14 protein-coding genes are annotated in these 12,243 nt (G+C 55.0%); 1 reads left to right on the forward strand and 13 read right to left on the reverse strand.

Translation table 11 applies throughout. The features are described 5' to 3' along the window. The 11 genes from L691_RS0126275 to L691_RS0126325 all read right to left on the reverse strand — a co-directional run. Window positions 1-880: CvfB family protein (locus L691_RS0126275; RefSeq protein ID WP_025693174.1), on the reverse strand; the 880-nt coding region annotated here is incomplete at its 3' end. Then, entirely contained in the window at window positions 877-1,224 is a 348-nt protein-coding gene (rsfS, locus tag L691_RS0126280) for a ribosome silencing factor (RefSeq protein WP_025693175.1), read from the reverse strand. The genes L691_RS0126275 and rsfS, both read right to left, overlap by 4 nt. Beyond that, window positions 1,221-1,799, reverse strand: coding sequence for a bis(5'-nucleosyl)-tetraphosphatase (symmetrical) YqeK (gene yqeK, locus L691_RS0126285; protein ID WP_025693176.1), 579 nt, complete (start codon window positions 1,797-1,799; stop codon window positions 1,221-1,223). Before yqeK ends, rsfS begins: the two co-directional genes overlap by 4 nt. Next, complete coding sequence (locus L691_RS0126290; protein ID WP_025693177.1) at window positions 1,771-2,373, reverse strand: nicotinate-nucleotide adenylyltransferase; 603 nt, start codon at window positions 2,371-2,373, stop codon at window positions 1,771-1,773. The genes yqeK and L691_RS0126290 overlap by 29 nt, the downstream gene beginning before the upstream one ends. 102 nt (window positions 2,374-2,475) lie before the next feature. Beyond that, entirely contained in the window at window positions 2,476-2,772 is a 297-nt protein-coding gene (yhbY, locus tag L691_RS0126295) for a ribosome assembly RNA-binding protein YhbY (RefSeq protein WP_025693178.1), read from the reverse strand. A gap of 50 nt (window positions 2,773-2,822) precedes the next feature. Continuing rightward, the gene (locus L691_RS0126300; RefSeq protein ID WP_025693179.1) at window positions 2,823-3,716 is read right to left on the reverse strand and encodes a shikimate dehydrogenase; all 894 of its coding nucleotides are present in this window, start codon (window positions 3,714-3,716) and stop codon (window positions 2,823-2,825) included. 17 nt (window positions 3,717-3,733) lie between these two features. Next, window positions 3,734-4,861, reverse strand: coding sequence for a ribosome biogenesis GTPase YqeH (gene yqeH / locus L691_RS0126305; protein WP_025693180.1), 1,128 nt, complete (start codon window positions 4,859-4,861; stop codon window positions 3,734-3,736). Continuing rightward, window positions 4,858-5,385: a YqeG family HAD IIIA-type phosphatase gene (locus L691_RS0126310; RefSeq protein ID WP_025693181.1), complete on the reverse strand. Its 528-nt coding sequence runs from the start codon at window positions 5,383-5,385 to the stop codon at window positions 4,858-4,860. Before L691_RS0126310 ends, yqeH begins: the two co-directional genes overlap by 4 nt. Window positions 5,386-5,477: 92 nt before the next feature. Further along, window positions 5,478-7,709: a transglutaminase TgpA family protein gene (locus L691_RS0126315; protein ID WP_025693182.1), complete on the reverse strand. Its 2,232-nt coding sequence runs from the start codon at window positions 7,707-7,709 to the stop codon at window positions 5,478-5,480. Further along, entirely contained in the window at window positions 7,706-8,950 is a 1,245-nt protein-coding gene (locus L691_RS0126320; RefSeq protein WP_025693183.1) for a DUF58 domain-containing protein, read from the reverse strand. Before L691_RS0126320 ends, L691_RS0126315 begins: the two co-directional genes overlap by 4 nt. Before the next feature lies 1 nt (window position 8,951). Further along, window positions 8,952-9,908 carry an AAA family ATPase gene (locus L691_RS0126325; protein WP_025693184.1) on the reverse strand — a complete coding sequence of 319 codons (957 nt, stop codon included), beginning with the start codon at window positions 9,906-9,908 and terminating at the stop codon, window positions 8,952-8,954. 248 nt (window positions 9,909-10,156) lie between these two features. Between L691_RS0126325 and L691_RS0126330 the strand changes: the two genes are divergently transcribed. Continuing rightward, the gene (locus tag L691_RS0126330) at window positions 10,157-10,849 is read left to right on the forward strand and encodes a hypothetical protein (RefSeq protein ID WP_025693185.1); all 693 of its coding nucleotides are present in this window, start codon (window positions 10,157-10,159) and stop codon (window positions 10,847-10,849) included. A 60-nt stretch (window positions 10,850-10,909) separates the two neighbouring features. Here the strand turns inward: L691_RS0126330 and spoVAE are convergent, their stop codons facing one another. Both spoVAE and spoVAD read right to left on the reverse strand, forming a co-directional pair. Next, complete coding sequence (gene spoVAE, locus L691_RS0126335; RefSeq protein WP_025693186.1) at window positions 10,910-11,260, reverse strand: stage V sporulation protein AE; 351 nt, start codon at window positions 11,258-11,260, stop codon at window positions 10,910-10,912. Continuing rightward, on the reverse strand, window positions 11,257-12,243 hold a 987-nt coding region (gene spoVAD, locus L691_RS0126340; protein ID WP_025693187.1), incomplete at its 5' end, for a stage V sporulation protein AD. The genes spoVAE and spoVAD, both read right to left, overlap by 4 nt.

Consider the following 12,243-nt stretch of genomic DNA (forward strand, 5'->3'; position numbering starts at 1 on the left):
TATCTCCCTGCGCCAGATACGTCCAGCTCTCTTTCTGGGTGATGAGACCTTCCTTCATCAGCTTGCCGAGCGCACGCTTGAACGCCGCCTTGCTGATTCCGAACCGCTGCTTGATAATATCCGGCGGCGTCGCATCCGAATAAGGCATTCCGCCGCCCGGACGATTCTGCAGAAATTCCAGAATCTTGGCGGAATCCATATCCCGTCCCACTTCCTTGCGCTGGGCCATGGACAAGTTGACGCGTCCGTCCTCCCGAATGAACGCTACACGAGCTTCGAACTCCTCGCCCAAGCGAAGCAGCCTCGGCCGTTCGGAGGAATGGATCATGCCGATTGCCCCGAAACCGAGTACGCCCCCGTCCACAATGACAAAAGTACCCATTTGGAGAGGCTTGTACACCCGGGCCTTCAACCACTGCCCCTTCCAGCTGGAAGGGGCCGGGAACGTCAGCGGCGCAAGCTCCTGTTCGCCCGCCAGCTTGGCCCGCAGCCGTCCCTGTTTGTCATGTTCCATAATGACAAATACACGGTCGCCCACCTGCGGATGCAGTTCCTTCAATTCAGGCAGCTCGCGGATGGGCAGAAGCAGCTGGCGCCCAAGTCCCATTTCAAGAAAACAGCCCAGCCGCGGATGAACGTCTGCCACTTCCAGCAGGGCCAGTTCGCCAAGCGTGAGATACGGTTTCTTCATCGTTGCCGCTAGACGGTCCTCCGTATCGTAGAACAGGAACACTTCAACCTTGTCCCCCGGCTTGACCTTATCCGTAAGCTCCGTATAATGCAGCAGCACGTCCTGATCGCCCGCGCTTAAGAAATAACCGTAGGGTGAAACCTCTCTCGCCACTTCGAGCGTTACTACGCTACCGGCTATCAGGCTCATACGGGTTCCACAACCTTCGCGTCGGACCACAGCCGCTCGATATTGTAATATTCGCGCTCGTCCCGGTGGAAGATATGGACGACCACATCGCCCAAATCCATCAGCACCCAGCGCGCCGCATCCATTCCTTCTATGCCGCGGATAACCGCCCCCGCTCCCTGCGCAACCTTGCGAACCTCGGTAGCGATTGCTTGCACCTGAGTATCAGAGTTGCCGTGACAGATAATGAAATAATCACTGATCAGCGAAATGCCGCGCAAATCAAGGGCTACGACGTTCATCGCTTTTTTATCTTCTACTGCTTCAAGCGTCAGCCGAAGCAGCTCTTCGGATTGTATGGTCATTCATTTTCCTCCAATATTTTTACTAGATCGTTTCTGGCCATTACCGTCAGCGGAAATACAATCCGCCGCTTCTCCAGCAGCAGGCTGATCGTAGAATCGAATCCGGCGATAAGCCCTTCTTCCAGACTGGAAGCGGCAAGTTTGCGTATACGGTCGACACCTGGAAAATCCCGACCCGGCTCAATATAATCAGCCAGACAGACGATTTTGTCCAGCAGGGTCATGCCGACCCGGCCTGAAGTATGGTAGCGGATGGCATCAAGCACACCCGTATCTGTGATGCCGTACTCTTTTTCCGCCACATAGGCCCCCACCTCCGCGTGCCACAGCTGCTTGTCATAGGACAGCAGTTCAGGCGAGAGGTGATTCTGTTCAATAATTTCGCGCTGGCGTTCGACCGGCCAATATTTGGCCACATCATGCAATAGCGCCGCCAGCTCGGCACGCTCCGGATCGCCGCCATACTTCCTAGCAAGCGCTCCCGCCGATTCCACCACGCCCAGCGTGTGCTTCCAGCGCTTCTTCGGCATCTGCGAGGATACCGACTCAATTAGCGCTTCGCGGCTGAACCCCATACAACTCACTCCTTTGCACGTAGTCGTATACCGCTTCAGGCACCATATACCGGATCGACTTCCCGGATGCAGCCCGCTCCCGGATCATTGTGGACGAAATATCGACCATCGGCATGTCCGCCAGCAGCACCTTCTCGGCGATATTGACCGGAAGCGTCCCAAGATTAAGAGAATTGCCCGGACGTCCCACACCGACAAAGGTAAGCCGCCGCACCAGTTCGTCGATATCCTTCCATTTTGGCAAATACTGCACCATATCCGCTCCGATAATAAAATAAAAATCTTCGGTCGGATAACGCTCCTGCAGCTGCCGCACCGTTTCAATCGTATAGGATACTCCTCCGCGCACAATCTCCCAATCGAGAATGCGGAAAGATCCATTGTTCTTGATCGCCTCGCTCACCAGAGCCAGCCTCGCCTCACCGGAGGCTCCTGCCGCATGCTTATGCGGCGGGATATGCGAAGGCATGAACCATACCTGTTCCAGCCCGAAGGCATCCCTGGCCGTCTCCGCAACCAGCATATGGCCAATATGAATGGGATCGAAGGTTCCGCCCATAATGCCGACCTTCACACTCCCACCTCCTTGCAAATTTGCCTCTCTCGCCTGAGGCCCTGACTACGTACTGCTTACTTATCGAAGCGCCTTCGTCTAATCCGCTCCGGGATATTGATCTTATCTGGGCAGCTCAATCGTCTTGTTGTCGCGGGATTCCTTGTACAAGATGATCGTCTTGCCTATGACCTGCACAAGCTCGGAGCCGGATTGCTCCGCAAGCTCGCTGCCTATCTCCTTCGGATCTTCAGCGCAATTGTTCAGCACGCTGACCTTCATCAGCTCGCGCTTTTCAATCGCCTCCTCGATATGACGGATCAGATGCTCGTTAACGCCGCCCTTCCCGACCTGAAACACGGGGTCAAGGTGATGGGCAAGCGAACGAAGATAGCGCTTTTGTTTGCCGGTTAACGTCATGTATGCATACTCCTTATTTATGAACTATTATTACCCGATTATCCTAAAATCTATTTGCTTCCTGATGGCTCATCGGCGCCTAGACTGCTCAGCAGAGCCTCACGCATCACATCGATCGGAGCGGGCATTCCCGTCCAGTATTCGAGAGCGTAGGCCCCTTGATACAGGAACATCCCCACGCCGCCGTGAATAATGCAGCCCCGGCGTTTGCGGCTTTCCAGCAGAAGACGGGTATGCAGCGGGTTGTAGATCAGATCGCTGACCACGATTCCTTCCGGAATGATATCCGGGTCTACGGGCATTTCGTCCACACTGGGATGCATTCCTACCGAGGTTGTATTGATCAGAATATCCGTACCGCCGATGTAACTCCGAATCTGATCCAATCCAATACCCTTGATATCGCCCCGGCTGCTCCAGCTTCCCGCAAGCCGTTTCGCCTTTTCCTCATCGCGGTTAACAATAAGAACCGACGCCGGATTCTCCTGAAGCAGCGCGTCGATGATGCCCCTTGCCGCGCCGCCTGCACCAATAACCGTAATCCGGCGTCCGGAGAGATCGGAGATCGCTTCCGATTTCAGCGAGCGCACATATCCGATTCCGTCGGTATTGTAGCCGGTCAAAATCCCGTTGTCGTTAACAATCGTGTTGACCGCCCCAATGGCCTCCGCTGCCGGGTCCACTCTATCCAGATGCTCAATCACTGCCAATTTATGCGGAATGGTCACGTTGATCCCCCGAAAATTCAGTGTCCGTATGGCCCGGATCGTCTCTCCAACTTTATCGGGGTTGACGTGCAAGGGAACATAAGCTCCCGGGATACCAAGCGCCTGCAGGCCCGCGTTATGCATGACGGGCGATTTGGAATGTGAAATGGGGCATCCTATAACCCCTAAAAGAATACTTCCGCTCGCCGAAGACCAGGTTTCCGTTGAAGCCGTCATCATTGTCCTCCTTCTATCTAGATCAGCGAAGGGCGAACCAGCACCTTCACGCCGCGAGGGACATGGACAGCCACAACCGCGCCTTCCGTTCCGTTCAATTTGATCCAGCCCAGGCCGGAGATGAAGACATCGCTGCGGCTTCCTCTGGCTATTCTGAATTCGTGCCGCTGCCAGGCCGGAAGCTTATCCACGTCGCCAGATGCAGGCGGGGACAGCATTTCACCGCGGTGATCGCGGTACAAATCGTCGGCCCGCTCCAGCTTGGTGCGGTGAATCTTGAGGCTACCGCTGATGAAGCAGGTGAATGACTGATGTTCGCCCTGCACGAAATCGAACCGGCCTAAGCCGCCGAAAAAGAGCGTCTGTCCCGAGTTCAACTGGTACACCGCAGGCTTGAGCGGCTTCGCGGGCATAACCGCATCCAGATCCTGACGCTCAACCAATTCGCTGTACCGCCAAGGATAGACGATCCCCGGTGTGTCAATGATGAAATGGCCGTCGTCAAGCGGAATCTTGACGCTGTCCAGCGTCGTGCCGGGGTACCGGGACGTCGTCAGCTCCTGCTCCAGATCGCTATAATCCGAAATGAGCCGATTGATCAGCGTCGACTTGCCCACATTGGTTGCGCCTACAACATACACATCGCGCCGGCCGCGAAGCGAAGACACCGAATCGAGCAGCCGGTCGAAGCCCTGTCCCCGTTTGGCGCTGCAAAGTACGATTTCCGCAGTTCTCAGTCCAAGCTCTTTGCAGCGCTGCTGAACCCAATTGCGCAGCTTATTCCAGTTGGTCACCTTGGGCAGCAGATCGCATTTGTTCACGGCCAGAATGACGGGATTGCTGCCGACAAACCGCTGCAGTCCGGAGATAAGGCTGCCTTCGAAGTCAAAAAGATCGACAATATGGACGACAAGCGCGTTTCTTTCCCCGATTCCGGAGAGCAGACGCAGAAATTCGTCCTGGTCCACGGAGACCGAGGAGACCTCGTTATAATTCTTAATGCGGAAGCACCGCTGGCAGATGACAGGATCACGGTCATAAGCCGCTTCCGGCATATATCCCGGCTGGTCCCGGTGCACGGTCTGCAGCTTAACGCCGCAGCCGCTGCAGCTTATGGGCCGCTGCCGTTCAGTCTGTTCGTTCATTCCTGTTGTTCCTCCTCATGCCACAATCCTCGTTTGCGTAATCTGGTCAGCGCAATCTGCTCGATCCGGCGGTTGATTCGGGTGCCAAGTCCTTCATCCTCTAGGGAGATCGGCAGCACCAGAACGGTAAACAGACCCAGCCGGTTGCCTCCATATACGTCGGTAAGCATCTGGTCTCCAACCACGATCGTCTTCTCCGGTTCCAGATTCATCAGCTTCATAGCCTTATGAAAAGGGGCATTGCTCGGTTTGCGCGCCCTGTGAACAAATTCGATATTCAGCGGCGCCGCAAATCGCGATACCCGGTTCATATTATTATTGGACACGATCACCAGCTTAAAGCCGAGCTGCTTCACTTTGTCGAACCACAGCACCAGCTCCGGCGTAGCCAGCGGCGCCTTGGCGCCGACCAGCGTGTTGTCCAGATCGGTAATAATGCCCCTATAACCCTGCAAATACAGATCTTCGAGATTAATATCGAATACCGTATTTACCCGCAGCTTGGGGACAAGCCTTTCAAACATACGTTCACCTCGATTTCATACGAAAAACTATATCATAATCTTTACTCTTCGGAAATGATTGTTAGATAGAGAAATCGCCGGCTATCCGCCGTTCATTTCGTCAGCTTCAGACTCTTGCGCAGCCGCAAAGTTTCAGTATACACGGCTTGCCAGTCTTTGTCTTCAATTACTTCAGGACTGTATTTTGCCTTCTCGAACCAGCCGAGCAGCGCCGATAGACTGTCCGACGCTCCCGGACGCTCGTCTCTCCACCGGGAAACCGATTCCCTAAGCGTCTCATGCTTGTCTCTGGAGAAGCCTTTCCGGCGCATGAACGCTATCCAGCGCTCCGTCTCGGCCACAATCTTCTCGGCGGAAGACAGCGGCCGTCCGCTGCGGATTCTCTGTAGCAGAAAGCGAAGGGCTGACCGGTGCTGCCACAGCAGGAACGCCGCCCAGCCGGCGACAATAACTGCGGCTGCGGCAACGACCCATGTTCCCACGGACAAGCTGTTTTCTTCAGAACCCGTACCTGCCGCCTGTTCTTCGTCCTGCGTATTCACGTCCGGAGCTTCGGATGCTTCGGGCTTAGGATCGGACTCGCTTTGCGTCAGCAGCGGGGCATTGAAGCCGGGCGTCGCCTCAACCGGAATCCAGCCGTATTCCCCGAAGTATACCTCAGCCCAGGAATGGGCATCAGCGTTGGTAATCGTATAGTTGTTGTTCACGGCCTCTCCCTGCCGCATGGCAAGGCTGTCGGGAAGCTGGGCCTGTTCTCCCGGAGCATAGCCCTTAACCCAACGGGCCGGAATATTCAGTGAACGGGCCATGGTCACAAGAGCCGTGGAATAATAGTCACAGTAGCCTTCTTTAATCTCAAACAGAAAGCCTTCCACAAAATCCTTGCTTTTTTTGAGGGACAGATCGGGTTCATTGGTGTACGAAAATGTTTCTTGTAAATATTGTTGCAGAAGCATCGTCTTTTCATACGGCGTCTGCGCCTGAGACGTAATTTCGCGGGCCAGATTCCGCACTCTTGCAGGAAAATTATTGGGAAGCTGCAGGAACTGATTCGGAATATCCTTTCCGCCATACAGGTCGGAAAATGTCTTTGCGCTCAGTTCCTGAACCGGAACGACGGGCAGCTCGGAAGTCAGTACATACGACTTCGGGTATGGGACGGACTCGGCTCCGTCAATCAACAATTCGCCGTCCCTGCTGCGCCACGACAACCCGCCGGCTTCTCTTTCACCATTAATAGAATCGATTCTGGAAATGGAATAGGCACCGAAGAGCACCGGGTATCGGTTATTGCTGAGCATGCGGACGGTATACTGCAGCTCCTGAGCCTTGGTAGACGACGCATAGTCGTTCTCCAGCGCCTCTCCTGCCTCCGCCGGCTCCAGGCTGCCTTGTTTGCGGCGGAGGCTGTCGCTCCATCCCGTACCCGAATATACGCTTCTTGTCTCCCCGCGCATATAAATGCGCGAATTCGAGGTGACCGACATCACCGGAGAGTAGTCAAAAGCGAAGCCTCCTCCAAGATTATTATCATTGAGGCTGTATCCGGAAGCCGTCCCGGACGAGCCTGTGCCGCTTGTTTCGGTTCCGGTATCGTCCGCATTATTAACTTGCGGCGCACTGCCGCCGTTCCATTCCCTCCAAGCCGTATACGGATCAGTTAGCGTAGGTTTAACCGCTGGCGCATTCACCCCGGTAAGAATGACCAGCGCAAAAATAACGGCGATATTCACTGATATTTTTAGCGGATAGTCAATTAGATATTTCCAGCCCCGGGGATAACGCAGCTGAAAGCTCTTTAAATGATTGCTCACCAGCCAGCCCAACCCGGCGAACACTGTCCAGGCGACTTCCTGCCAGAGCACCGAGGGCGTGAAAGAGTCCAGTGCCGCGAATGCAGCGATATTCATGCCGAGAAACAGCAAAATACGGCTCTTGGTCGTCACCAGCAAGGAGGCCGACAGCATAATCGCCCAACCTCCGAGAGCGAACCAGAGATACGGCGTCATCTGCGATAAAGCATCGGCCAGCCGTTCGTCCAGCGGCGCCGAAGGATATGGGATATAAAGTCCGTAATATTGAAGGGTCCGGTATACGATATACAGAACCGCTGCCGCTTCAATTAGAATGCGGTACAGGATGGAAATCGGCAGCAAAATTTCAATAACTGCCGCGGCCGCCAGCGAGATCAATACCGCAGCGCTCGTCTGCTGCAGCCAGATCGGCTCGGTGAAAGAAAGCCACTGCAAAGCTATGATGATCAACCACAGCAGACTAAAAGACCGGTGCCAGGACGATTTCATTAGGTTCCACCAGTTCTTCATCGTCCATCCCCTCCAAGCGCTGCGGGCAACTCGCTAAGCGAGCTTACTCTGTGCCCCATGGTCCCGCGAGACTTAAGTTCGCGGGACCATTCATCGCCGCGCTGCGGACCCGCAGGGTTCAGTATATGGATGTGACAGGGGGTCATGCCTCTTCTCTCGGCCCACTGCAGTGTCTGCAATACATTTCCACCCGTCTGCGGGCTGATCAGCACGAAGTAGACTCCTTTTGGAAACATGCGGAATCCTTTTTCCAGCCGGGGAACAAGCGGCCCTCTGCCCTCCCCGTTGATGTCGATCAGATATTGAACCATCTTCTGCCGCTCCGCAGAGCTCTCCGCAGGGGCGAATACTTTAGTATTTTTGTCAAGACAGCACAGACCGATGCCTATCCGTTCCCGTACGCCGAACCCAAGCAGGGAGGCCGCTGCCGAGACGGCAAGCTCGAACTGCGCGGAAGAGGCGTAAGCCGAGGCGGTTGCATCGAGAATAATCATCGTTTTGGGCAGCGATTCATGCTCGAATTCCTTGGATTTCCATACCCCGGTCTTGGCCGTCGCATTCCAGTGAATACGGCTTAAGCGGTCGCCGTACACGTAATCGCGGACGCCGTTGATCTGCGTCGTCTCCCGCCGGGATTGAGCCAGCGAAACCTGTGGCCCGGAAAGCCGCGAATTCCGTTCGTACAGCACCCATCTGGGGATGTGGACGACACGCGGCAGCACCCGGAACTGTCCCTGCGCGAGAAAGCTTCCTTTGTGCTCCACCAGTCCGAAAATATCTTCGCTGGAAATTCCCGTCTCGGAAAAAGAATAGCGGCCCCGTTCCAGCGGCGGCGTCTGGAATCTGAGTTCCCCCTGGCCTTTAAAATTCGGAACCAGGCTTTCCTCAAAAATCCAGGACTCTCCATTATGCCTTTTGAGCATTTCACGGACAACAACAAAGGGAATCGGCAGAAGACCGGGGAGCGCTATTTCGAGCTTGACGCGCAGGTGGCCTCCGGCATACAGCAAATCGGACTTCTCTCCTTCGGTGAAAAGGGTGCGGGCGCCCCGGGCTTTACGCACTCCGGTAAATCCGCCGGCGAGCAGATATCCCATCAGAACCGACACCATAATGAACAGCATGAATGACGTTTTGCCGCCTTGAAACAGCACATACAGCAGGGTAACACACCAAACCGCGGCAATACCGGCCAGCTTGGTCGGCAGCCTCACGGCGGCTGCGGACAAATAGCGTCTCATCTTATTGCCTCATGGTCACGGGCACCTGGATACTTTGCAGAAGATTGTTCAGCAGAGTATCCGCGCTGACGTTGTCCAGCCGGGATTCGGGACGCAGCAGGATTCGGTGGCCAAGCGTGTATGGCGCCAGCGACTTCACATCATCCGGCAGCACATAATCACGCTCCCGCATGAAGGCCAAGGCCTTGCATGCCATCATATAAGACAGCGCCGCACGGGGGCTGGCGCCGAGCAGGACCAGCGGATGCTCTCTGGTGCTGCGGACAATATCCAGCAGATAGCTTAGAACCGGCTCGCTGATATATACCTCGCGGATTTCCTCTTGAATGGATGCTATTCTTTCCATCCCCGCTACCGGCTGAAGCTTATTCACCGGCTGGCCTTCCTGATGGGTCAGGAGCAGATTTCTTTCCGTGGCCGCATCGGGATAACCAAGGCTGATTCGCAGCATGAAGCGGTCGAGCTGCGCTTCGGGCAGCGTGTACGTACCTTCAAAATCGATCGGGTTCTGCGTGGCGCACAGCATGAACGGATGCGGAAGCTCATAGGTCTCCCCATCCACCGTTACGTTGCGCTCCTCCATGACCTCCAGCAGGGCGGATTGCGTCTTGGTCGTTGCTCTATTGATTTCGTCGGCAAGCAGGATATTTGTCATTACGGGTCCCGGACGGAAGTGGAACATCTCATCCCGGGGATGATACACCGATACGCCGGTAATATCGCTTGGGAGAATGTCCGGATTGCACTGAATCCGGCGGTAGTCTCCGGAGATGGATTTAGCCAGCGCGCGGATCAGCTGGGTTTTGCCCGTTCCCGGAACATCTTCGATCAGGACATGGCCGCCTGCAAGCAATGCAGTCAGAAGCAGCTCTATTTCAAACGTTTTTCCTAGAATACAGGATTCCAGATTGGCGCGGACAGCATTTACGATTTGCATGGATTCGTGGCTTACGGGCATATAAAGTAAAACCTCCTAAATCAAAATAAACAGTATACTTACTATTTTACATGATTAAGAGGGACAAAGTACATTCGGTGCGATTATGAAAACGGTTAAGACGAGTGCATAGATACGGAATGTCCGTTTTATCTGCAAATAATCTTTGATGAAGCGGTCCATATTCCGGGCTGTGCGGCAGGATTTCCATAATATTGAAAGAATCATTATATTGACAATATTTCGATCAAAGCTTTGGGGGGGCTTGTATGAACGCAGAACAACGCAAGGCGTGGAATGAAGATCACAAACAGCTGACGGCCAAGATTCTCATACCGGGTGAGCATCACGAGTCCGTCTCTCTGCTGCTGCGGCTGCGCGGTCCGTTGTATGCGGCTGACGGAGAAGCGGGTGTCACTGGGGGTTATGATGGTTCGCTTTTGAAAAACACCCGGGAGGAGACGCTGAGATGCTATCCGGTTCACTCTCCCGATACGCGGAATTCCATCGTTTGGCATCTGTGGCACAGCGCCAGGATCGAAGATATCACCATGAACATACTGGTCGCCGGGACGGGGCAGGTTCTGGATACAGACGGAATGCCGCAGGGACTGAATATCCGGTTCCTTCATTCCGGCAACGAGATGACCGAAGGAGAAATGACGGAGCTGAGCGCGGAAATCGGGATTGAGGGTCTACTCGCTTATCGGCGGGCTGTCGGGCGGAGGACAAATGAAATTATAGCAACTCTTGCGCCGGGACAATTCAGACAGAAAGTGGATGCGGGCCGGATCAAGGCTGTCCGGGATCAAGGGGCGGTTACGGAAAAAGCAGGCTGGCTGGCCGACTACTGGAGCGGAAAAACGATAGGCGGCTTGATGCTGATGCCCGCGACACGGCATAATTTCGTCCACCTGAACAAAGCTATGCGGATCAAAAGCAAGCTTCAGCGGGGCCGCTAACGAGGCAGACTTTGTAAAAAGAACCCGCCGAAATCATCCGGCGGGTTCTTCGCGGGGCAGTCAGCCTTTTGGCCGCACAACCAGCGCAGCCAGAAAAGAAAACACGATCGCCGCTGATATCCCGGCGCTAGTAATGTTGAAGATGCCTGTGACTACACCGATCCAGCCAACCTGCTGCAGCTCGGTAAGCGCGCCGTGCACCAGCGAGTTGCCGAAGCTGGTAATCGGTATGGATGCGCCCGCGCCGGCGAACTTGACGAGCGGATCGTATATTCCGACCGCATCCGCGATCGCTCCGGCGACCACGAGCGTGCTCATCGTATGCGCCGGAGTGAGCTTAACCACATCCAACAACAGCTGGCCGATTACACAGATCAGGCCGCCAACCAGAAATGCCCACATATAAATCATGCTTGCTCACCTCCGCTCTCCAGCGCAACCGCATGCGCAATACAGGGAATGCTTTCACTCTGCTGATACGTTAGCGGCGAGAGCAGCGCTCCCGTGGCAACGACGAGAACGCGCTTCAGTTGTCCTTTTTTCATCCGTTTCATGATATGCCCATAGGTGACGGTCGCCGAACAGCCGCACCCGCTGCCTCCCGCGATGACATACTTCTGTCTTTCCCGGTCGTAGATCAGCAGGCCGCAGTCGGTAAATTCGGTCTGTTCCATCGGAATGCCTTCTTTAGCCAGCAGTTCCTTGGTTATGGGCAATCCGACTGAGGCAAGATCGCCGGTTACGATCAAATCGTAATAACCCGGAGACAACCCCGTATCGCGAAAATGCGCCGTGATCGTATCCGCCGCGGCGGGAGCCATGGCAGAACCCATGTTAAAAGGATCTTTAATATCAAAATCCATAACTTTGCCAATGGTTGCGGCAGTGACAAACGGACCGGTCTGGGTTCCGTCATTCCGGGTGACAACCGCGCAGCCGGAGCCCGTAACGGTGTACTGTGCTGTCGGCGGCTTTTGCGAGCCGTATTCGGTGGGATAGCGGAATTGCTTCTCTACCGTACAGTTATGGCTCGCGGTTCCGGCCAGCGCATATTTCGCTCCTCCGGCATCCACGATCATGGATGCGACCGCCAAGCTTTCCATGGAGGTGGAGCAGGCGCCGAATACGCCGAGATACGGAGTACCGAGCTTTTTGGCCGCGAAAGAAGCGCTGATAATCTGGTTCATCAGATCGCCGCCCACGAAGAACTCCAAGTCCTCCTGCTTAATTCCCGCATTGATCAAGGCCAGACGGATCGCCTTTTCAAACAGCCGGCGCTCCGCTTTCTCCCAGGTCTTCTCATCCATCTTCAGATTATCGTACACAAAGTCGAAATCCGAAGCGAGCGGCCCCTCGCCTTCTTCCGGTCCGACTACCGCCGAAGCGCCAAGGAT

It is taken from the genome of Paenibacillus zanthoxyli JH29 (assembly GCF_000520715.1).
GTDB classification, from domain to species: domain Bacteria; phylum Bacillota; class Bacilli; order Paenibacillales; family Paenibacillaceae; genus Paenibacillus_AQ; species Paenibacillus_AQ zanthoxyli.